21 protein-coding genes are annotated in these 20,172 nt (G+C 68.7%); 13 read left to right on the top strand and 8 right to left on the bottom strand.

Translation table 11 applies throughout. From position 1 onward, the window contains the following. Positions 1 to 62: 62 nt before the first annotated feature. The 3 genes from NDR87_RS17080 (at position 63) to NDR87_RS17070 (ending at position 3,722) form a co-directional block, all read left to right on the top strand. Positions 63 to 1,199, top strand: a complete 1,137-nt coding sequence (locus NDR87_RS17080; protein WP_251914187.1) for a DNA recombination protein RmuC — start codon at positions 63 to 65, stop codon at positions 1,197 to 1,199. A gap of 58 nt (positions 1,200 to 1,257) precedes the next feature. Then, on the top strand, positions 1,258 to 2,064 hold the full coding sequence (locus NDR87_RS17075; protein ID WP_251914188.1) for a DUF6542 domain-containing protein: 807 nt from the start codon (positions 1,258 to 1,260) through the stop codon (positions 2,062 to 2,064). Positions 2,065 to 2,312: 248 nt separating this feature from the next. Continuing rightward, complete coding sequence (locus NDR87_RS17070; protein ID WP_251914189.1) at positions 2,313 to 3,722, top strand: vanadium-dependent haloperoxidase; 1,410 nt, start codon at positions 2,313 to 2,315, stop codon at positions 3,720 to 3,722. 20 nt (positions 3,723 to 3,742) lie between these two features. On the opposite strand, the gene NDR87_RS17065 is transcribed toward NDR87_RS17070, so the two are convergent. Further along, entirely contained in the window at positions 3,743 to 4,747 is a 1,005-nt protein-coding gene (locus tag NDR87_RS17065; protein WP_251914190.1) for a 4-hydroxy-3-methylbut-2-enyl diphosphate reductase, read from the bottom strand. A 217-nt stretch (positions 4,748 to 4,964) separates the two neighbouring features. Between NDR87_RS17065 and NDR87_RS17060 the strand changes: the two genes are divergently transcribed. The 3 genes from NDR87_RS17060 to NDR87_RS17050 are packed head-to-tail and all read left to right on the top strand — an operon-like array spanning position 4,965 to position 7,202. Then, the gene (locus NDR87_RS17060) at positions 4,965 to 5,672 is read left to right on the top strand and encodes a lipid droplet-associated protein (RefSeq protein ID WP_251914191.1); all 708 of its coding nucleotides are present in this window, start codon (positions 4,965 to 4,967) and stop codon (positions 5,670 to 5,672) included. Next, positions 5,669 to 6,985: an exodeoxyribonuclease VII large subunit gene (gene xseA, locus NDR87_RS17055; RefSeq protein ID WP_251914192.1), complete on the top strand. Its 1,317-nt coding sequence runs from the start codon at positions 5,669 to 5,671 to the stop codon at positions 6,983 to 6,985. The genes NDR87_RS17060 and xseA overlap by 4 nt, the downstream gene beginning before the upstream one ends. Beyond that, on the top strand, positions 6,972 to 7,202 hold the full coding sequence (locus NDR87_RS17050) for an exodeoxyribonuclease VII small subunit (RefSeq protein WP_251914193.1): 231 nt from the start codon (positions 6,972 to 6,974) through the stop codon (positions 7,200 to 7,202). Before xseA ends, NDR87_RS17050 begins: the two co-directional genes overlap by 14 nt. Before the next feature lie 18 nt (positions 7,203 to 7,220). Here the strand turns inward: NDR87_RS17050 and NDR87_RS17045 are convergent, their stop codons facing one another. The 3 genes from NDR87_RS17045 to NDR87_RS17035 form a co-directional block, all read right to left on the bottom strand. Continuing rightward, positions 7,221 to 8,117, bottom strand: coding sequence for an aminoglycoside phosphotransferase family protein (locus NDR87_RS17045; RefSeq protein ID WP_251914194.1), 897 nt, complete (start codon positions 8,115 to 8,117; stop codon positions 7,221 to 7,223). 62 nt (positions 8,118 to 8,179) lie between these two features. Next, complete coding sequence (locus NDR87_RS17040; RefSeq protein WP_251914195.1) at positions 8,180 to 8,728, bottom strand: DinB family protein; 549 nt, start codon at positions 8,726 to 8,728, stop codon at positions 8,180 to 8,182. A 67-nt stretch (positions 8,729 to 8,795) separates the two neighbouring features. Further along, the gene (locus tag NDR87_RS17035; protein WP_251914196.1) at positions 8,796 to 9,359 is read right to left on the bottom strand and encodes a DUF4245 domain-containing protein; all 564 of its coding nucleotides are present in this window, start codon (positions 9,357 to 9,359) and stop codon (positions 8,796 to 8,798) included. Between the two features lie 162 nt (positions 9,360 to 9,521). Between NDR87_RS17035 and glpX the strand changes: the two genes are divergently transcribed. The 4 genes from glpX (at position 9,522) to NDR87_RS17015 (ending at position 13,512) form a co-directional block, all read left to right on the top strand. Continuing rightward, a complete protein-coding gene (gene glpX / locus NDR87_RS17030) occupies positions 9,522 to 10,565 on the top strand; it encodes a class II fructose-bisphosphatase (protein WP_251914197.1) in 1,044 nt (347 codons plus the stop codon). A 130-nt stretch (positions 10,566 to 10,695) separates the two neighbouring features. Continuing rightward, on the top strand, positions 10,696 to 11,706 hold the full coding sequence (locus NDR87_RS17025) for a phosphotransferase family protein (protein ID WP_251914198.1): 1,011 nt from the start codon (positions 10,696 to 10,698) through the stop codon (positions 11,704 to 11,706). A gap of 51 nt (positions 11,707 to 11,757) precedes the next feature. After that, entirely contained in the window at positions 11,758 to 12,012 is a 255-nt protein-coding gene (locus NDR87_RS17020; protein WP_286013678.1) for a zf-TFIIB domain-containing protein, read from the top strand. Between the two features lie 93 nt (positions 12,013 to 12,105). Next, on the top strand, positions 12,106 to 13,512 hold the full coding sequence (locus NDR87_RS17015; protein ID WP_251914201.1) for a class II fumarate hydratase: 1,407 nt from the start codon (positions 12,106 to 12,108) through the stop codon (positions 13,510 to 13,512). 264 nt (positions 13,513 to 13,776) lie between these two features. Here NDR87_RS17015 and NDR87_RS17010 read toward each other — a convergent pair whose 3' ends face one another. Next, a complete protein-coding gene (locus tag NDR87_RS17010) occupies positions 13,777 to 14,985 on the bottom strand; it encodes an FAD-dependent monooxygenase (RefSeq protein WP_251914202.1) in 1,209 nt (402 codons plus the stop codon). 99 nt (positions 14,986 to 15,084) lie between these two features. On the opposite strand from NDR87_RS17010, the gene NDR87_RS17005 reads away from it, so the two are divergent. Both NDR87_RS17005 and NDR87_RS17000 read left to right on the top strand, forming a co-directional pair. After that, on the top strand, positions 15,085 to 15,798 hold the full coding sequence (locus NDR87_RS17005) for a helix-turn-helix domain-containing protein (RefSeq protein WP_308212105.1): 714 nt from the start codon (positions 15,085 to 15,087) through the stop codon (positions 15,796 to 15,798). A 67-nt stretch (positions 15,799 to 15,865) separates the two neighbouring features. Next, positions 15,866 to 16,318, top strand: coding sequence for a limonene-1,2-epoxide hydrolase family protein (locus tag NDR87_RS17000; RefSeq protein WP_251914204.1), 453 nt, complete (start codon positions 15,866 to 15,868; stop codon positions 16,316 to 16,318). Here the strand turns inward: NDR87_RS17000 and NDR87_RS16995 are convergent. The 3 genes from NDR87_RS16995 to NDR87_RS16985 form a co-directional block, all read right to left on the bottom strand. After that, complete coding sequence (locus tag NDR87_RS16995) at positions 16,315 to 17,178, bottom strand: acyl-ACP desaturase (RefSeq protein ID WP_251914206.1); 864 nt, start codon at positions 17,176 to 17,178, stop codon at positions 16,315 to 16,317. The two genes, NDR87_RS17000 and NDR87_RS16995, sit on opposite strands and share 4 nt — an antisense overlap. An 88-nt stretch (positions 17,179 to 17,266) precedes the next feature. Next, positions 17,267 to 17,836, bottom strand: a complete 570-nt coding sequence (locus NDR87_RS16990; protein ID WP_251914208.1) for an LGFP repeat-containing protein — start codon at positions 17,834 to 17,836, stop codon at positions 17,267 to 17,269. Between the two features lie 179 nt (positions 17,837 to 18,015). Next, complete coding sequence (locus NDR87_RS16985; protein WP_251914258.1) at positions 18,016 to 19,386, bottom strand: PhoH family protein; 1,371 nt, start codon at positions 19,384 to 19,386, stop codon at positions 18,016 to 18,018. Between the two features lie 390 nt (positions 19,387 to 19,776). Between NDR87_RS16985 and NDR87_RS16980 the strand changes: the two genes are divergently transcribed. Next, positions 19,777 to 20,049: a hypothetical protein gene (locus NDR87_RS16980; protein WP_251914210.1), complete on the top strand. Its 273-nt coding sequence runs from the start codon at positions 19,777 to 19,779 to the stop codon at positions 20,047 to 20,049. Positions 20,050 to 20,172: the final 123 nt, after the last annotated feature.

Here is a 20,172-nt window from a genome sequence, read left to right as displayed (position 1 = left end):
CAAGTGCTAGGTAATTGCGGGTTGCGCGGACTTGTCGGTGGGATGGGGCACTATCTGCTCCCATGACCGCACCGATGCTGTTCGCGCTGCTGTTGGTGTTCTGTGCCGGGTTGGGACTGGGGTGGCTGGGGCATGCCGCGCGGGCGGGGCAGCGCGCGGCGAGCGCCGAGGCGCGCTTGGCGGCGCTGCGCGACAACGAGCGACTGCTGCGGCAGTCGTTGAGCGCGGCGAGCGAGGATGCGGCGCGGCGCAATTCGCATGCGATCGGGGCGCTGGTGGATCCGCTGCGGGAGGCGGTGGGGGCGCTGGAGCAGCACGTTCGCCAGGTCGAGCACAACCGGATCAACGCCTATTCCGGTCTGCGCGAACAGGTGGCGGGGATGCAGCGGCTGTCGCATCAGCTGTCGACTCAGACCGGTCAGCTGGTGTCAGCGTTGCGAGCGCCCCAGGTGCGCGGGCGGTGGGGCGAAATCCAGCTGGAGCGGGTCGTGGAGTTGGCGGGGATGTCGCGGCACTGCGATTTCGACACCCAGGTCAGCGGCACCGGGCGCGACGGCGGGGTGCGGCCGGATCTGGTAGTGCGGCTGGCGGGTGGGCGGCAGATCGTGGTCGACGCCAAGGTCCCGTTGACCGCCTATCTGGACGCCAGTGCCGAGGACGATCCGCGGCTGCGCACCGAACATCTGACCCGGCATGCCAAACATCTACGCGCCCACGTGGATCAGCTCGCCGACAAGGCGTACTGGGCGGCATTCGACCCCTCCCCCGAGTTCGTGGTGCTCTTCGTACCCGGAGATCCGTTCCTGGATGCCGCGCTCAGCGCCGATGCCGGGTTGCTGGAATATGCCTTCGGCCGAAACGTGATCTTGGCGACGCCGACCACGCTGATCGCATTGCTGCGCACCGTGGCCTACGGCTGGCGGCAGGAGGCGCTGTCCCGAGATGTGGCAACGATTCAGCAATTGGGCCGGGAGCTGTACACGCGGCTGCGCACGACCGGGACGCATCTGGACCGGCTGGGGGCCGCGCTGGGTAAATCGGTGGAGGCGTTCAATCAGACCGTCGCCACGGTGGAGTCGCGGGTGATGGTGACCGCGCGCCGGCTGCACGAGATGGAGATCGGGGAGCGGGAGGTGCCGGAGATCCGGCGGGTGGACGCCTGGCCACGGGCGGTGAGCGGCACCGACACCAGCGACTGACCTGCCCATCCGCCCGGCCTCGACACACGGTTCGGTCGCTACAGATAGTGTGCTTTACGTGGCAGCTACCCAACGCGACCGATCCGAGGTGCTCGCATCGCACCGATCGATCATCCCGTCGGTGCCCGGCGTCCCGGCCGGCGCGGCGGTGTTGATCGCGGTGGCGTGCACGTTCATCGGATTCTTCATCGATGCCGGAGGCAGCGGCAAGGAGCTGACCCATGTGTTCGCCGCCTGCTACATCCTCGGATGTGTGCTGGCGGCGCTCGTGGTGCGCTATCGCGGCCTGTTCACCGCCATGGTGACGCCGCCGTTATTGCTGTTCGTCGCGGTTCCCCTGGCCTATCAGCAACTGATCGGCCATAGTTCGACCTCGGTCAAGGATGTCCTGCTGAATCTGGCCATCCCGCTGGTGAATCGGTTCCCGCTGATGGCGATCGCGACCCTGCTGGTGCTCGCGATCGGTGGCGTGCGGGTGTACATGCATCGCCAGGACGAGGGGCCGCGCAAAGGCGGCGACCGGTCCCGCACGGGCGACTCGCGAGGGCCGCGGCCGTCCTCGGCCGAGCGCGCCCGCCGTAACCGGCCCGCGGCCTCGACCGAAACCCCGCGCCGCCGCGGCCGATCCGATGCCGCGCCCAAGCCGGACCCGGACGCCTCGGCCCGGACCACCCGCCGCACCACCGGCAAGACCGCCGAGCGCCCGCCCCGGGTCGCCCCCGGCTCCGGCTATTCCCGCGGCTCCGAACGTGCCGCGGCCGATCCGCCGCGGCGCACTCGAGACCGGTACAACGGCGATGTCCCCCCGCACCCGCGCCCCAATGTCCGCTACCGCGAACGCGATTCGGGCCGGATAGAACGCTGAACCACCGACGCACCGCACCGGCACTGCCCGCCGGGCGGCACGCGGCGCCGGATGACCCCTCTTCCCACACCCGGTTCCACGGTGCCGTTCGGCCCACCGACGCCCGGCACCGTACCCACACCGGTTACATCGCAGCACCCCCGAACCCGTTACAGCTACTGCCGTGATCAGCGGTGCCACGGCATTTTCGGGCTGCGCCGCGGCGGCTGCGGATGCTGGACTGGAGCAAACGCATCCGAGGGGGACTCATGGATTCGATCCTGTACTGGAACGCCGTTGCGCTGGAAGCGAATCGGATCAGCCACAGTAATGGGGCCGGAGAGCAGACCGGGCCGCCGCTGAGTGCGCGGGCATTGGCGATCGTGCAGTTGGCGATGTACGACGGGTACATCGGGGCGCTCGGTCCGAGCGCGAGGTATCGCCCGTATCTTCCGGACCTGCCCCCGGCGCCGCCGGGGGCCGACCCGGACGCCGCGGTGGCGGGCGCCGCGCACGCCGCGCTGCGGGCCTTGTTTCCGAGCCAGGCGGAGGCCTTCGACCGGGCTCTGGCCTATCCGGGCCTGAGTGGTCCCGGCGTGGCGGACGGGCTGCGCTTCGGCAGGCTCGTCGCCGAGCGGATTCTCGCGGACCGCGCGGGCGATCCCGGCGTGAGCGACGCCGGATACCGTCCCTCGCCCGCGCGCTTCCGGCACCGGGTCGATCCGTTCAACCCGGGCCAGGGCTTCCACGGCCCGTTCTACGGCGCGCGATCCAAGCTGTTCTCCGCGACGCGGCGGCACCGCAACGAGGATCCGCCGCGCGGCAACCAGGTATATCTGGAGGCGCTGCGGATCGTCCGTGTCACCGGTATCGCACCCGAACTGCTGGCCACCGTGCCGGATTTTCTCGTCGAGAGCCTGCCGCCCGACCGGCGGCGTCGGACCGAGGAGCGGACCCTCATCGGCGTGTTCTGGGCCTACGACGGGGCGAACGGCATCGGGACGCCGCCGCGGCTCTACAACCAGATCGTGCGCGAGATCGCCACGCACCGGAACAATTCGACCGAGGACAACGCCCGGCTGTTCGCGCTGATCAATGTCGCCATGGCCGACGCGGGCATTCTGGCGTGGGAGGAGAAGTACCGGCACGACCTGTGGCGGCCGATCGTCGGTATCCGGGAACACGATCCCTCGACGGGACCGGCCGCCGAGCGGGGCGGCAACGATATCGATACCGATGCCCAGATCGACTGGCTGCCTCTGGGGTCACCGGCGTCCAATTCGGCGAATCGGAACTTCACCCCGAACTTTCCCGCCTACCCGTCCGGACATGCGGCGTTCGGAGCGGCCGCCCTGCACATCACCCGGCGGTTCTACGGCATCGCCGCCGAGGATATGAATCCGGACCGCCTCGCGGACGGGCTCACCTTCGTCTCCGACGAGTTGAACGGGGTCACCAGGGACAACTCCGGCGCGGTGCGCCCTCGGCACGTTCGCGACTTCCCCGACGGGCTCTGGCAGATGATCGTCGAGAACGGGCGCAGCCGGATCTGGCTCGGAGTGCACTGGGAGTTCGACTTCGCGCCGCGGCCGGTGATCGGCGGCCTCCCGCTCGGCCTCGCCATCGCCAACGACATCTTCGACTCCGGGATGCGCAAGTCGACGGTGGGCCCGCGCTGACGCCTGCCGCCCGGCCTCGGTCAGCGGCGGGCGGCGCGCAGTTCGCGGGGAAGGGAGAAGACCAGGGTTTCGTTGGCGGTGGTCACCGGTTGTACGTCGGCGTAGCCGTGGTCGGCGAGGAGGTCCAGGACGCCGCGGACGAGGATCTCGGGGACCGAGGCCCCGGAGGTCACGCCGACCGTCCGGACGCCCTCGAACCAGGCGGGATCGACCTCGCGGGCGAAGTCGACCAGATAGGCGGCCTTGGCGCCCGCACCGAGGGCGACCTCGACCAGCCGCTTGGAGTTGGAGGAGTTGCGCGACCCGACGACGATCACCAGATCGCAGGCGGGGGCCATGGCCTTGACCGCGGTCTGGCGGTTGGAGGTGGCGTAGCAGATGTCGTCACTGGGCGGGTCCTGCAGATTGGGGAAGCGCTCACGCAGGCGCTGGACGGTTTCCATGGTCTCGTCCACCGACAGGGTGGTCTGGGAGAGCCAGATCACCTTGTTCTCGTCGCGGACGGTGACGTTCTCGACCGAGTCGGGGCCGTCCACCAGCTGCACGTGGTCGGGGGCCTCGCCAGCGGTGCCCTCGACCTCCTCGTGACCCTCGTGGCCGATCAGCAGGATGTCGTAGTCGTCGCGGGCGAAGCGCTTGGCCTCCTGGTGCACCTTGGTCACCAGCGGGCAGGTGGCGTCGATGGTGTGCAGATTGCGCGCGGCCGCGGCCTCGTGCACCGCGGGCGAGACCCCGTGCGCGGAGAACACCACGACCGCACCCTCGGGCACCTCGTCGGTATCGTCGACGAACACCACGCCGCGCTCGCGTAGCGTCTCGACCACGTGGCGGTTGTGCACGATCTCCTTGCGCACGTAGATCGGGGCGCCGTGCTTCTCCAGCGTGCGCTCCACGGTCTCCACCGCCCGGTCCACGCCCGCGCAGTAACCACGCGGCTCGGCGAGCAGCACCCGCTTCGTGGCACCGGTCACAGCGGACTCGGGCGACCGCGCGATTCCGACGTTCAAGGGGATAGCCGACGACATGGCTCCAAGCTTACGTGTACCGGCCCGGGCGGCCACCTCGAGTGGCCGCCCGCACACCACCCGGCGCGGCCCATATATCCTCGACAAACGGAACAACCGATTTCGCGAGCAACCTGAGGGGCACCTGACTCGTATGGCCGGAAACGCGCGGGGGCGCAGGGGCCGGGGGCTATATCTTCCTCTTTGCATCGCACCGCGTTTCGGGCAGGCTATGTCCATGTTTCGACCCCCGTTCATCGCCCGGGTTGCCGCCGGTGCCGCCGTTTACGCGATAGAGGAAACTCGTCGGCTACCCACGGTCGCAATGAATTTCCCGATCACCGCCATCAGTCAGCTGCTGCAGACCACCATGCACGCACAGCAGTTCGTGACCAGCCTGGCATTGAAGGGCGACGCCGTATTCGATCGCCTGGCCAACCGTCCCGTCGAACAGCCGGAATGGGCAACTTTCGACGAGGACGAGACCGATGAGCAAACGTTCGGTATCCAGCCGCAACCGAACCGGATGAGCCGTTTCGATCTTTATGGCGAACCCGATCCCGCTCCGGCCGAATCCACCTTCACCGCACCCCAGCCGCCCGCCGCGGAAAGCGATGCCACCCCGCGCCCGCCCGCGCCCGAAAGCAACTTCACCGCACCGCAGCCGACCACCGCGGAAACCGCCGCCGAGCCGGAACAGGCCGCGGACGCCCCGGAGCCCGGTGCGGATCGCGAGGAGACCCCCGCCGCGACAGCGCCTTCCGAACCCGAGGTCGCCGTCCGCTACGACTACGCCACCATGACCCTGGCCCAGCTGCGTGCCCGCCTGCGCGTGCTGACCCTCGACGACCTCGCCGCCCTGCTCGACTACGAGCTCGAGACCCGCAATCGCGCGCCCTTCGTGACCATGCTGACGAATCGGATCGCCACAGTGCAGGCCAAGTGACCGAACCCAGCAATCAGTCGCCGACCGGCCGGGCCGATGCGCCCGGCCGACCCGCGAGTACGCCCGAGAACCCGTGGCCGGTCCGCAGTATCGCCGTCAAGGTCGCACAGTGGATCGATCGGCTCGGCAGCGTTTGGGTCGAGGGCCAGATCACCCAGATCAACCTGCGCCCGGGTGCGCGCACGGCGTTTCTGGTGCTGCGCGATCCGGCCGCCGATATGTCGCTGTCGGTCACGTGCGAGTCGGAGCTGTTGCGCGCGGCGGCCGTGCCGCTGCAGGAGGGCAGCCGGGTGGTGGTGTACGGCAAGCTGTCGTACTTCACCGGGCGCGGCACGATTTCGCTGCGGGTCACCGAGATTCGCCCGGTGGGCATCGGCGAGTTGCTGGCCCGCATCGAGCGGCTGAAGGCGCTGCTGGCCGCCGAGGGCCTGTTCGATCCCCGCCTCAAGCGCCCGATTCCGTTCCTGCCCAAGACCATCGGCCTGATCACCGGGCGGGCGAGTGCGGCCGAACACGATGTGCTGACCGTGGCCCGCAGCCGCTGGCCCGCGGTGCGGTTCGAGGTGCGCAACACCGCCGTGCAGGGCCCGACCGCGGTGCCACAGATGCTGGAGGCGCTGGCCGAGCTCGACCGCAATCCGGAGGTCGAGGTGATCGTGCTGGCCCGCGGCGGCGGCAGCGTGGAGGATCTGCTGCCGTTCTCCGACGAGACGCTGTGCCGCGCGATCGTGGCCGCGACCACCCCGATCGTGAGCGCCATCGGCCACGAGCCGGACAATCCGCTCAGCGATTACGTCGCCGACCTGCGCGCGGCGACCCCGACCGATGCCGCCAAGCGCATCGTCCCCGATGCCGCCGCCGAACTCGCCCTGATCCGCGAGCAGCGCGAGCGCTCGGCCGCGGCGCTGCGGGGCTGGGTGGAGCGCGAGGCCCGCGCGCTGGCGCAGCTGCGTTCCCGGCCGGTGCTGGCGGAGCCGCTGCGACTGCTGGATCAGCGCTACGACGAGGCCGAGCGGCTGCGCACCGCGGCGCGCCGGGCCGTCGGCCACATCCTCACCACCCAGTCGACCACCACCCGGCACCTGCTCGACAAGCTCACCGCGGTCGGCCCGGCCGCCACACTGGCGCGCGGATACGCTGTGGTGCAACGGGTTTCGGGTAAGGAGCGGCATGTGATCCGCACGGTCGCCGACGCCCCGCCCGGCAGCCAGCTGCGCATCCGGGTCGCCGACGGCGCGGTCACCGCCGCCACGCTCGGCAGTCAGCCGATAAGCACTCACTCGCAGAAGGAGTCCGCCGATGAGCGACGATGACCTCGCCGAGATCGCGACCTTCGGTTACGAACGCGCCCGCGACGAGCTGGTCAATGTCGTGAAGATGCTGGAGCAGGGCGGCATGGACCTCGACGATTCGCTGGCGCTGTGGGAGCGTGGCGAGGCGCTGGCCAATCGCTGCGAGGAGCATCTGGCGGGAGCGCGCAAGCGGGTCGAGGACGCGATCTCCCGGCGCGACGCCGGGAGCGATCGATGATCCGCCGGGTCGCGGTCGTCAGTCACCGCTGATCGCGGCCAGCGTGCGGGACAGGCGTTCGTGCACGGTGCGCCACAGGTCCGGGGCGAGATCGTGGTCGGCCAGCATCTCCAGCATGCGGATCAGCTGCAGGTACCGAACCCGTTCGGCGAGGGTGAGATCGGCCGGGTCCATGCCCGCGCCCTGCAGGAAGGCGGGCCAGGCGTCGGTCATCACCTCCGGGCCCGCGAGACTCACCGACCAGCCCCACCAGGCGACGTCGAAGAGCGGATCGGCCAGGCGGACGGAGTCGAGCTCGAGCAGGCCGGTGACCTTCGTGCCCTCGACGAGCACATTGGCGGGGACGAACTCACCGTGCGCCAGGACCGCGGGGCGGCCTTCGAACAGGTCGGGCAGGTCGTCGAGCACGTCCTCGATCGCGGTGATCTGGTTCGCGGTCAGGACCGGGGCGAGGCATTCGGCCCAGGCATCGGCGCGGGCGGCCAGATAGCGCGGGCGCGCCCACGAGTCGTCGAGTTCCAGATCCGGGCAATGCAATCCGGAGAAATCGGCCAGCAACTGACCCATTTCGTGAGCCAGCTCGGGAAATTGCGGACTGGCGGGGGTGACTTCGGCAGCGGCCGGTGTGCCCGGTAACTCCTCGAAGGCGATCCAGGGTGGCTCGGCCGCCGGATCGGCCGAGCGGATCGACTGGATCGGAATCGCCTTGGCGGCGGCCGGTTCTCGCAGGGCGGCCAGAATCCGCATGCGCCGCTCGGCATCCGCCCGTCTGCGATACCGCTGCACGGCGACTCGCGTGCCGTCCAGCAACGTCACGATCTCGGTGCCGTTCGCGATCCCCCACTCGGCGGCCGTCGCGTCACCGACCGGCTGCCCCAATGCCTCCTCGAGCCAACCGAAGTCCGCGCGATCCACCCGCTAACCGTAACCGAATCCCGGCAGAGCGCGGCCGGGATCAACGCATACCCAACGCCGCTTCAGGACCGGTGTAGATAGAGATCGCGCAAAAGGGCGATCTCCGCGCCGTGGTGGATGGCCTCCCGATTGATGTGCAGAATCAGCATCGCGAGCGGGCGGTCGGCGTAATTGCCCTCGGCCGGGCCGCAGGGGCGGGCCAGATCCTCCGGACGCAATCCCCGCACGCCCGCCGACCACAGCGCGTAGCCCTGGTCGAGTTGATCCAGCGCCGCCGCGGCCGTTCCGGCATAGGGATAGGTGTCGTAGGACACGGGTGGGCCGCCGAAATGGGTGGCCGTCCGCATGCCGAAGACCCCGACGATGATATGGGCGAGCCGCCAGGAAATTGTGGTGACCGGCGCGGGATCCGGTGCGGGAAAGGCGAAATCGACGGTGAAGGGTCCGACGCCCGGCTGGTCGTCGGCCGCGCGCGGGCGCACCGACCAGCAGTCGGGGACGGGCTCCCAGAAATATTCGGCATCCGTCAAACCCTCGAATCGGGGCCGCATCTGGTTGTGCCAGTGCCAATCGAGTTGGTCGGCGAGTTGCGTGGGCCAGTCGACGTCCATGGTCTCCCCCTCATGGCTTCGGATAGTGGCCTCAGCTTAAGGGGGACCACCGACAAGTCGGGGCGGCTCAGGGCCGGATCGGCTGCGCCGCGGTGGCCGCGGCGGCGAGGGTGGTGTAGGCGGCCTGATTGCCCGCGCCCTTGACCAGCAGACGGACCGGGCCGAGGTCGGTGATCCAGGCCGGTTCGCTGCCCTGGACGTGATAGACGGTCCAGACCTGATCGGCGACCTTCTGGGTGCCGCTGGGGGTGCGGGTCTTCTCGATGTGGTTGGCCAGGGCCTCGACGGTCGCGTTGGACTGGGTCAGCTGCATGTAGGTGCCCTGCGGGGTGAGGAAGCCGACCGTGCTGACCGCTCCCCCGCCGGTGCCGGTGACCGTGTCGCGACTGCCCGAATTCGGCCGCCAGTCCGCCGGGAGGCTGGGTTCGCGGATCGGGAAGGGCAGCGTGCGGGCGTCGTCGCGCAGGGCGTCGTGCAGGTCGAAGTCCGGGACCTTGCCCGGGGTGGGCCCGTTCGTCGAGACGCTGCACTGTTGGGCGACCGCCGCGAACACCACGCAGATCAACACCAGCGGAATCAGAGACCAGAACAGGTCCTTGTAGTCGTTGAGGATCCGCGGCTTGGAAGACACGCCCCAAGTATCCACAGCCCGACGGCGGGGTTTGCCGGGGACCACCCGGCTGTGATCATCGGCACCCTCTCCATACGGAAATGGAACGGCGGTACCTGAATGGCGAGGGGAAGCATTCTGCGACAATTTACCCAGCAGTAGACGATCTGAGGAGGCACCGTAATGACGGCATCCACGCCCGCACCCAGCCGCCGCGAGGCACCGGACCGCAACCTCGCCATGGAGCTGGTCCGGGTGACCGAGGCGGGGGCGATGGCTGCCGGGCGCTGGGTCGGCCGGGGCGACAAGGAGGGCGGCGACGGCGCGGCCGTCGACGCCATGCGCCAGCTGGTGGCCTCGGTGTCGATGCGCGGCATCGTCGTCATCGGCGAGGGCGAGAAGGACGAGGCGCCGATGCTGTACAACGGCGAACTCGTCGGCGACGGCACCGGCCCCGAGGTCGACTTCGCCGTCGATCCGATCGACGGCACCACCCTGATGTCGAAGGGTTCCCCCGGCGCCATCTCGGTGCTCGCGGTGGCCGAGCGGGGCGCGATGTTCGATCCCTCGGCGGTGTTCTACATGGAGAAGATCGCGGTCGGCCCGGAGGCCGCCGATGTGATCGACCTGTCCGCGCCGATCGCGGAGAACCTGCGCCGGGTCGCCAAGGCCAAGAACTCCTCGGTCTCCGATCTGACCGTCTGTATTCTCGACCGGCCCCGCCACGGCCGGCACATCCAGGAGGTTCGCGATGCGGGCGCCCGCATCCGCCTGATCTCCGACGGCGATGTGGCCGGGGCCATCGCCTGCGCCCGCCCCGAGTCCGGCACCGACGTGCTGATCGGCATCGGCGGCACGCCCGAGGGCATCATCGCCGCGGCCGCCATGCGCTGCCTGGGCGGCGCGCTGCAGGGCAAGCTCGCGCCGAAGGACGACGAGGAACGGCAGAAGGCCATCGACGCGGGTCACGACCTGGACCGCATCCTGGGCACCGAAGATCTGGTCTCCGGCGAGAACGTCTTCTTCAGCGCCACCGGCGTCACCGACGGCGAACTGCTCAAGGGCGTGCGCTACTACGGCGGCGGCGCGTACACCCAGTCGATCGTGATGCGCTCCAAGTCCGGCACCGTCCGGATGATCGACTCCTACCACCGGCTGACCAAGCTGCGCGAGTACTCCTCGGTCGACTTCGTCGGCGACGAGCACGCCGTCCCACCGCTGCCGTAATTTTGGCCTCCGCAATTCGGCCTCCGCTTCGCTCCGGCGGATTCGCGGCCTCGTGACCGCAACCCTTGCGGGTCGGCCCGAGACACCCGGGTCCACCGGGCGCAGTACTTGTTCGTAATGTGCGGGACCGATGACTACTGAAGATGACCTGTGGACCGCGCTGGTGCGAGCCGCGCGGGAAGCCGGGGGCCGGGGTGAACCCGAGGTGCTGTCCGATCGCGAGGACGCCGTGGTGGTTCGCATCGGCGAAATAGTGGTCAAGGCGCATCCCGCCGATACCGACGCGGCGGCACTGCGCGCCCGGCTGGGGCTCGCCGCCGATCCGGGGTCAGGGCGGATCCTGCTGGCGCCCATCGCGATCGGCGACAATCTGTACCGCATCGGCGCGGGGCGGCCGATCACGGCATGGCCGTACGGGCGGCCGGTGGACCCCGACGAGCCGGATGCCGCGCCCTGGGAGCAGGCGGCGGAGCTGCTGGCGCGGCTGCACTCGGTCACGAGCGCACCGCCGGGGGACGACTCCGGGCGGTCGAACGGCGCGGCATCGGGCCTGCGCACCGAGGACAGGCACCCCACGGCCAGTGGTCCAGCCACCGAGCCGCTACCGCACCCGCGCGCCCACATCGAGCTGCCGGTAGCGGGCGGTCCGGCGCGTGTCCGGCGCGCGCTGGCTCGATTGCGGGCGCACGCATCCGAACATCGCTCCGCCGCCGAGGTGGTGCTGCGGGCCTACGCCACCCTGCCCCCGCTCACTCAGGCCCCGAAAACCCTGGTGCACGGCGATTTCCACCTCGGCCAGCTGATCCGCCCGAGCGCACTCGGCGAATGGCGGCTGGTCGACGTCGATGATCTGGGACTGGGCGATCCCGTCTGGGATCTGGCCCGCCCCGCCGCGTTCTTCGCCGCGGGCATCCTGGATCCGGTTGCGTGGCAACGCTTCCTGACGGCCTATCGGAGCGCGGGCGGCCGGGCCGTGCCGCGGGACGGCGACGTGTGGGAGGCGCTGGACGTCCCGGCGCGGGCGCTGGTGATTCAGGCGGCGGCGCTGGCGATCGCGAAAGCCGGTCCGGCACTGGACGAATTCGATCTCGCGTTGATCGACTGCTGCCGCCGGATGACCACGCTCACGTATCGTGGTTGACGCATACGGCAACGGCCGAGTTGCGTCGCGAGAACAGGGGTAACACATCCCATGAAATGTCCGAAATGTCACGGTCATATGCACACTCACAACCGCAGCGGGGTGCAGATCGAACAGTGCTCCAACTGCCGCGGGATCTTCCTGGACTACGGTGAGCTGGAGGCCCTGTCGCAGTTCGAATCCCACTACGCACCGCCCCCGCCGCCGGGCGCCCCGGCTCCGATGTGGGGCAACCCCGGGCACTACGGCCACGGGCACGGCCACCACAAGCGCCGCGGCTTCGGCAAGATGCTGTTCTCGTCCTGACCGCCCGCGGCCGCTATTCCCGCGGCCGCGTGTGCGAAAGCCCTCAGGGCGTAGCTCCCCACTTCGGTCGCGCGCGGGCATAGGGTCGGGAATATGACCGAGGAGCAGCAGTATCGCATCGAGAAAGACACGATGGGAGAGGTCCGCGTTCCGGTGAACGCGCTGTGGCGCGCGCAGACCCAGCGCGCGGTGGAGAACTTCCCGATCAGCGGCCGCGGCCTCGAACGCGCCCAGATCCGCGCGCTGGGCCTGCTCAAGGCCGCATGCGCCGCGGTGAACCGGGACCTGGGCCTGCTGGACGCCACCAAGGCCGAGGCCATCATCGCCGCCGCGACCGAGATCGCCGAGGGCCGCCACGACGATCAGTTCCCGATCGACGTGTTTCAGACCGGCTCGGGCACCAGCTCGAATATGAACGCCAACGAGGTGATCGCGAGCCTGGCCGCCGCCCGCGGGGTGACCGTGCACCCGAACGACGACGTGAACATGTCGCAGTCGTCCAACGACACCTTCCCCACCGCCACCCACGTCGCCGCCACCGAGGCGGTGGTGAAGGATCTCATCCCGGCGCTGGACCATCTGCGACTTCGCCTGCTGGACAAGGCCACCGAGTGGCATACGGTGGTGAAGTCCGGTCGCACCCATCTGATGGACGCGGTGCCGGTCACCCTCGGCCAGGAATTCGGCGGCTACACCCGCCAGGTGTCCTCGGGTATCGAGCGCCTGATCGCGACGCTGCCGCGGCTGGGTGAGCTGGCCATCGGCGGCACCGCGGTCGGGACCGGACTCAACGCGCCCGCCGGATTCGGCGCGAAAGTCGTCGCGGAGCTGCGCAGGTCCACCGGCCTCGATGAATTGTCCGAGGCGCGTGACCATTTCGAGGCGCAGGCCGCCCGTGACGGCCTGGTCGAGGTGTCCGGCGCACTGCGCACGGTCGCCATTTCGCTGACCAAGATCGCCAACGACATTCGCTGGATGGGTTCGGGCCCACTGACCGGCCTGGCCGAAATTCAGCTGCCGGATCTGCAGCCGGGCTCCTCGATCATGCCGGGCAAGGTGAATCCGGTACTGCCGGAGGCGGTTACGCAGGTCGCGGCGCAGGTCATCGGCAACGATGCGGCCATTGCCTGGGGCGGCGGCAACGGCGCGTTCGAATTGAACGTCTACATCCCGATGATGGCCCGCAATGTGCTGGAGTCGATTCGCCTGCTGGCCAATGTTTCCCGATTGTTTGCCGACAAGTGCATCACCGGACTGGTCGCCAATGTGGACCACCTGCGGCAGCTGGCCGAATCCTCGCCCTCGATCGTGACCCCGCTGAATTCGGCGATCGGTTACGAGGAGGCCGCAGCGGTGGCCAAGCAGGCCCTGAAGGAGAAGAAGACCATCCGGCAGACCGTCATCGATCGCGGGCTGATCGGCGACAAGCTGTCGGAGGAGGAGTTGGATCGGCGTCTCGACGTACTTTCCATGGCGAAGGTCGACGACTCGAAGAAGTAACTCCGCACGACGCCGCAGTCGGAGACCGATTTTCCTTTCCCGAAGCGGGATGTGAAACACATCACCTGTAGCTAGCGATTAGCTAAATGTCCGCACAACGCGGATGTTCGAAGAAAGGAAAGAACAATGTTGGGTGCACTCGCAACCGGCTTCGTGGCTCTTCTCGGCGTGGGGCTGAAGGCCCTGGCAGCGGGCCTCGGGATCCTCATTTGAACAACGCGGTCGGTGGGTATGACGGCGCGAGCCGCCATACCCACACCCGTGTCAGCCCGCCGCGGTGATTCCCCGAATTCGGCCGTCGATCAGGCGCGGATAATCCTTCAGATCGATGTCGTTCGCGGCGTCGTCGCCGAACTTCACCATCAGGTCGAACGCCCGCGACCGCAGGAACCAATTGCGCAACCGGACACCCAGCGCCGTCTTCGGGGCGAGAAATGGTCCGGCGGTGGCTTTGCCCGCGGTTTTCGCGTAGCGGCGCATGATCTCGTTGTAGCGCGCATAGGCCACCCGATGGTCGCCATCTGCCAGCGCCAGTTCCCCCGCCAGCACGTAGGCGCCCACCACGGCGAGGCCGGTGCCGAAGCCCGCGAGGGTGTTGCCGTAGGCGGAGTCGCCGACCAGAGCCATCCGGCCACTGGTGTAGCGCCCGTTCATACGGCTCCGGCTGATCGAATCGAGGTAGACGTCCGGCAACTGCTCGAGCTCGGCCAGCATCGCCGGAACGCCACCGCCCATCTGGGCGAACCGCTCCGTGACAATACGGCGCTGCGCCGGAATATCACTACGGTCGTAAGCCAATGCGGGCGCGGCGAAGACGTAGAACTGCGCCGCCTTGGACCCGCCATCGACCGCCAGCCGCCCCGGGGCGTGCCAGCCGCGTTCTGTATTGCGCTCGCGCCGTGCCGGATCCGCGTCCCGACCCGCCGCACCGGCCACGCAGTAGTAGTAACCGAGGTGTTCGACCAGTTCACGCTCCGGCCCGAAGGCCAGCCGTCGTACCGCCGAATGAATGCCGTCGCACCCGACGACCAGATCGAAGGTCCGCGCGGGCGCGTGCCGGAACTCGACCCGCACGCCCGAGGCGGTCTCGTGCAGCGCGGCAATCGAATCGCCGAAGATGTACTCGCAGTCCTCGGCCGTCGGCTCGTACAGAACCTCGCTGAGGTCGCCGCGCAGGATCTCCACGGCACCGCCGAGGAATTCGCCGGTCAACCGGGCACGCTCGCGGCCCTGGTCGTCGACGTAAATCACATCGGTCCGCCCGGTCTCGCGGCGGCGGATCTCGTCCAGGACGCCCATGCGTTCCACGACGGTCAGATGCGTCCGCCCCTTGAAGTCGACGGCCTGGCCACCGGGACGCAGCCCCGGCGCCTTCTCCACCACCGTGACCGCGAAGCCGTACCGATGCAGCCAGTAGGCGAGGGCGGGACCGGCGATGCCCGCGCCGGAGATGAGAACGGTCTGTTCGCGCATTGAGTGCTCCGAATTTCACAACTGCGTCTAGTGGACGCTTTTTAGCGTATGTCGGACGCAGTTTGATGGTCAAGCCTCTTTTCGGCCAGGATGGATACCATGTCGCCAACCGCTCTCGAACTGCTGTGGGGCAGCCCGCAACGCCCCCGGCGCGGTCCCAAACCGTCGCTGTCGCTGGACCGGATCGTGGCCGCCGCCATCGAACTCGCCGATGCCGAGGGCCTGGCGAATCTGTCCATGGCGCGCCTGGCCGAACAGCTGGGCTGCGCGAAGATGGCGCTGTATCGCTACGTGCCGGGCAAGGCCGAGCTGACCGCGCTCATGATCGACGAGGCCTACGGCCCCCCACCGGAACTGACCGCCGCACAGCAGGATTCGACCGAGCAGCCGTGGCGGGCGCGGCTGCGACGGTGGACGGTCGAACTGCACGATCGCATGCGAGGCCACCCCTGGGTGCTGGAGATCGCCATCGGCATTCGCCCGTTCGGCCCCCGCGAGGTCGCCTGGACCGAGGCCGCCCTGGCCGCGCTCGCCGATACGGCACTCAACGGTTCCGAACGGTTGGACGCCGTCGTGCTGCTGACCGGCCACGCGCGCAGCCTCGCCCAGCAGTCCGCGGGCGTTCCCGACGAGAACATCGAGGCCGAGCTGGGCAAGCAATTGCTCCAGACGCTGGCCGGACGGGCCGCCGACTATCCGCATGTGCTGGCGGCATTCACCGAATCGGGACCGCCGGAGAGTCAGAACAACGCGCTGCACTTCGGCATCGACCGCATCCTCGACGGCCTGGCCGCCCTCACCGACCGCCGCTGACCTCAGCGACCGCGATTCGCCGCGGGAACATCGCCCACCAACCCCGGGGCGGGCCTAGAGTCAGCACATGTCCGAGACTCCGGAACTACAGCAGAGCGCGGTCACCACGGTGCGGGAGTTCCTGGCCGCGCTCGAGATGAAGGCGGTGGACGAGGCGGTCGAACTGCTCGACCCGGGCGTCGTCTGGAAGAACACCTCGCTGCCCGATATGCGCGGGGCCGAGCGGGTGGGATCGATCCTGCGCCTGCTGGACCGCGGGCTGGTCGGATTCCGCGTCGACATACAGCACATCGCCGCGGAATCCGAGGGCCATCCGGCCGCCGAGGGTCAAACCGTACTCACCGAGCGCACCGATTATCTGCGCTTCGGACCGATCGAATTCGGCTTCTGGGTATGCGGCACCTTCGAACTCGTCGACGGCCGCATCACGCTCTGGCACGACCACTTCAGCTGGGAGAACCTGCTGCGCGGCCTGGGCGTCGGAATCTTGCGCGGCCTCCGGCCGCGCCGCCCGGCCTAGGCGCCGCGCCGCAGCCGCGCCAGTTCGGCGCGGGCCAGCTCGCCCGCCTCGCCGAAATCGGTGCGGGAGAAGATGTTCCAGCGCTCCAGCAGCGGCGCGAAGACGAGTTCGTCCTCACGCTTCGGGTCGTAGATGCCCGCCGCGGCGAGCACCTCGGTGCTGCCGCGACCGTCGGCGAGAGTGACCTCGGGGACGTGGAAGTCGGCGATGCGGTCGGCGATCGCGCGCACGGTCTGGTCGGGGGCCAGATCCAGGCCCGCGGCAACGAGGTTGGCGAAGAAGACCGTCTGCAGCTCGTCATCGGCGGCCAGCCGCTCGGCGATATCGGTGACGATCGGGTTCTCCCCCAGCGCCGCGGTGTTGCGATGCCGGATCGCGGCGGCCGCCTCCTCGAGGGCGCAGGTGGCGAGCACGTCCATCAGATGCATCGCGGGGCGGCGGAATCCGGCGGTCATATGCGCCATCCGCATGCGCTCGAGTTCCACCGGATCCACCGCACGCGAGACCATGAGGTAGTTGCGGATCATGATCTCGTGCCGGTTCTCCTCGGCCGTCCAGCGGCCGACCCACCGCCACCACGGGCCGGTGCGCAGATACTTGCCGATCTCGCGGTGATACGAGGGCAGATTGTCGGCGATCAGCACGCTCACGGTCAGCGCCAGCTTGGCGACCTCGCCGAGCTCGGCTTGCTCGGGCGCCCAGTCGGTTCCGCCCAGGAAGGCGAAATTGCGCCCATCGTCCCACGGCACATAGTCGTGCGGCTGCCATTCGGCGGCCTCGGCCACATGTCGCCGCAGATTCACTTCCACCTCGTCCGCGAGCTTTTCCAGCAGCTCACGGTCGGACAAGACACTTTGCACGCAGCCAACCTACCGATCGTGGCGAAAAAATGTGGCAGACAACGGCTACGGCCCGGAAACGCCCTCGTCCCGGGCCGCGCGCGACCGACTACTTCAGGGTCACCGAGGTCTGGTTGTTCACCCAGGTGATGCTGCCGCCAGTGAAGTCGCTCTGCTTACCGCCCGGGATGTCCTTCTCGTCCTCGGTGGGGTAGCCCAGCTTGCCGTTCACCCCGCCGTCGGCCTCCCACGCCTTGCGGATCTCGCCCCACACCACATGCGGGCCGGTCTTGTCGCTGTAGCAGATCGCGCCGCCGACGAACTCCTGGCACGAGCCGCCCTCCGGACCACTCACCGCGGATCCGGTGGGCTGGCTGAGCGTACCCGCGGGGCCGCCCATTTCGGTGTACTTGGCCAGGATCTTGCCGGAGACGGTGATGTCGCCGTTCTGGGTCGCGATCTTGGTCTCGGTGGCCGCCTCGGCGGCACTGCTCATCGCCGAACCCGCGCTGGCCATTGCCGAACCCGCGCTGCTCATGGCGGCCGAGGCGCTGTTCATGGCGTCGGATGCCTTGGTCGAGGCGTCCTTGTCGTCGTCCTTGCCGCAGCCGGTGAACAGCAGGGTTCCGGCGGCGAGGGTCATGGTGAGAACAGCCGAACGTCGAGCGAAGTGGTGCATGTCCATCCTCTCGAAGGTGACGTTGCCGGTGGCGCCGCGGCACCACCGGCAACTCAGGCCGCTGTCCGGCTAAGGTCCGGCGAATCGCAGAACTTCGTCCGAAACCGCGCCGAACACCTAACAGGGCGAAATATACCCGTCACCTGTGAGGTGAAACACACCCCATGTATTTGCTGAGCTCAGGAGTTCGGCCCGTATTCCTCCAGCATCTCGGTGACCAGGGCGGCGATCGGCGAGCGCTCGCTGCGGGTCAGGGTGATGTGGGCGAAAAGCGGATGACCCTTCAGCTTTTCGATCACCGCGGCCACGCCGTCGTGCCGACCGACGCGCAGGTTGTCGCGCTGGGCGACGTCATGGGTGAGCACCACCCGCGACCCGCTGCCCAAGCGGCTCAGCACCGTGAGCAGCACATTGCGCTCGAGCGACTGCGCCTCGTCGACGATCACGAACGAATCGTGCAGCGAGCGGCCGCGAATGTGGGTCAGCGGCAGCACCTCGAGCATGCCGCGGCTGAGCACCTCCTCGAGCACCTCGGTGCTGGCGAGCCCCTCGAGGGTGTCGAACACCGCCTGCGCCCACGGTCCCATCTTCTCGGCCTCGGTGCCCGGCAGGTAGCCCAGCTCCTGCCCGCCGACCGCGTACAGCGGCCGGAACACCACGACCTTGCGGTGGGATCGCCGCTCCAGCACGGCCTCCAGACCCGCCATCAGCGCCAGCGCGGATTTGCCGGTGCCCGCCTTACCGCCCAGCGAGACGATGCCCACACTCTCGTCGAGCAGCAGATCCAGTGCGATCCGCTGCTCGGCCGAGCGGCCGTGCAGACCGAAGGCCTCCCGGTCGCCGCGCACCAGCTGCACCCGCTTGTCCGGGGTGACCCGGGCCAGGGCGCTGCCGTTGGCACCGAGCAGCCGAATGCCGGTGTGACAGGGCAGGTCCCGGGCCTCGTCCACGTCGATGACCGATTCGGCGTAGAGCCGGTCGACGCATTCGGCGCTGACGTCGAGTTCGGCCATGCCGGTCCAGCCGGAGGTGATGACGTCCTGCGCGTGGTACTCGTCGGCGTGCAGGCCCACCGCGCTGGCCTTGACTCGCAGCGGAATATCCTTCGACACCAGCACGACCTCGCTGCCCTCGGCCGCCAGATTGAGCGCGCAGGCCAGGATGCGGGAATCGTTGGTGTCGGTGCGGAATCCGACCGGAAGGACATTCGGATCGGTGTGATTGAGCTCCACCTGCAGGGTGCCGCCGTCGGTGCCGATCGGAATTCGCTGATCGAGTCGGCCGTGGGCGACCCGCAGGTCGTCGAGCATGCGCAGGGCCTCCCGCGCGAACCAGCCGAGCTCGTGGTGGTGGCGTTTCGCTTCGAGTTCGCTGATGACCACCAGGGGCAGCACCACATGGTGTTCTCCGAAGCGCGTGACGGCCCAGGGGTCCGACAGCAGGACGGAGGTGTCGATCACGAAGGTCTTGGAGGCAGATCCAGTCTGCGAGGCGCGGGCTCCCTTTCCGGAGCCTCCGCTCTTGGTCGAGCGGGCTTTCGAGGGAGCGATGACGGAGCGTGCATCAGTCACGGTGGGCTCCTTTGTTGTCCGTGCTACACCCGCACGGACGTTCTCGCTGGGCCGGTCCGCCCTGGGGTCAAAAGACCCAGGGGCCGGGTGCCGGCCCCCTCGCACTGAGTTGCTCAGTCACGATCAGGACCTCCCGTACGAGCCACACCGACGCGGCCCGCACTCACGACGTTAGCGCCGATTCGTGATTCCGGCCTCCGGGATAGCGGGCGTGTCGGTGAAGATCCCGTTAACGCCCAGCTCGGCAGGGCTGTCCGCGGAAAACCGTGATGTGACACAGATCTCGCCGCGCACGCACCGATCGCTGCGCAGGTGCTCGACCGCCGGCGGCATCGGTGCCGCCCACGAGGAGCCGATAGAGTCGAGCCCATGGCCGACGTCGAACAACTCGAACAGCTGTCGTCGAAGGAGCTGCACGACCGCGCGGTGGAGTACGCGGTCAAGCACGCCGATGTGAAGTTCCTGTGGGGGCTGCTGGAGCAGATCCCCGCCGCCGAGGCCGCCGCCGGCGACCTGGGCGAGAGCGAGGTCGACATCAAGTACGTGCTGCCGCTGCTGCACGACTACGTGCACGCGGGCGAGGGCAAGGTGGCCGAAGCACTGCGGCCGCTGTACATCGAATATCTGGCCGAGCACACCTAGGCCGTGTCTCGAAGTAGGTGTTGTGTCAGAGCCATTGGTCGATGGCGGCGACCTGGATGACGGCCAAGTAGCGGGTGGCGAGTTTCTCGTAGCGGGTGGCGACAGCACGGTGTTGTTTGAGGC

The organism is Nocardia sp. CDC159 (assembly GCF_023740735.1).
In the GTDB taxonomy this organism is placed as follows: Bacteria; Actinomycetota; Actinomycetes; order Mycobacteriales; family Mycobacteriaceae; genus Nocardia; species Nocardia pulmonis.
Note: the sequence above shows the minus strand (reverse complement) of the source record. Positions and strands in the feature narration are given on the sequence as shown.

Excerpts from the sequence above, each read along its gene's own strand:
- NDR87_RS17010 (WP_251914202.1), bottom strand. The coding sequence starts at position 14,985 with ATGCGCGAACAGACCGTTCTCATCTCCGGCGCGGGCATCGCCGGTCCC.
- NDR87_RS17015 (WP_251914201.1), top strand. The coding sequence starts at position 12,106 with ATGACCGAGGAGCAGCAGTATCGCATCGAGAAAGACACGATGGGAGAG.
- NDR87_RS17020 (WP_286013678.1), top strand. The coding sequence starts at position 11,758 with ATGAAATGTCCGAAATGTCACGGTCATATGCACACTCACAACCGCAGC.
- NDR87_RS16990 (WP_251914208.1), bottom strand. The coding sequence starts at position 17,836 with ATGCACCACTTCGCTCGACGTTCGGCTGTTCTCACCATGACCCTCGCC.
- NDR87_RS17060 (WP_251914191.1), top strand. The coding sequence starts at position 4,965 with ATGTTTCGACCCCCGTTCATCGCCCGGGTTGCCGCCGGTGCCGCCGTT.
- NDR87_RS17070 (WP_251914189.1), top strand. The coding sequence starts at position 2,313 with ATGGATTCGATCCTGTACTGGAACGCCGTTGCGCTGGAAGCGAATCGG.
- NDR87_RS17065 (WP_251914190.1), bottom strand. The coding sequence starts at position 4,747 with ATGTCGTCGGCTATCCCCTTGAACGTCGGAATCGCGCGGTCGCCCGAG.
- NDR87_RS17080 (WP_251914187.1), top strand. The coding sequence starts at position 63 with ATGACCGCACCGATGCTGTTCGCGCTGCTGTTGGTGTTCTGTGCCGGG.
- NDR87_RS17050 (WP_251914193.1), top strand. The coding sequence starts at position 6,972 with ATGAGCGACGATGACCTCGCCGAGATCGCGACCTTCGGTTACGAACGC.
- NDR87_RS17025 (WP_251914198.1), top strand. The coding sequence starts at position 10,696 with ATGACTACTGAAGATGACCTGTGGACCGCGCTGGTGCGAGCCGCGCGG.
- NDR87_RS16980 (WP_251914210.1), top strand. The coding sequence starts at position 19,777 with ATGGCCGACGTCGAACAACTCGAACAGCTGTCGTCGAAGGAGCTGCAC.
- NDR87_RS17005 (WP_308212105.1), top strand. The coding sequence starts at position 15,085 with ATGTCGCCAACCGCTCTCGAACTGCTGTGGGGCAGCCCGCAACGCCCC.
- glpX (WP_251914197.1), top strand. The coding sequence starts at position 9,522 with ATGACGGCATCCACGCCCGCACCCAGCCGCCGCGAGGCACCGGACCGC.
- NDR87_RS17000 (WP_251914204.1), top strand. The coding sequence starts at position 15,866 with ATGTCCGAGACTCCGGAACTACAGCAGAGCGCGGTCACCACGGTGCGG.
- NDR87_RS17040 (WP_251914195.1), bottom strand. The coding sequence starts at position 8,728 with ATGGACGTCGACTGGCCCACGCAACTCGCCGACCAACTCGATTGGCAC.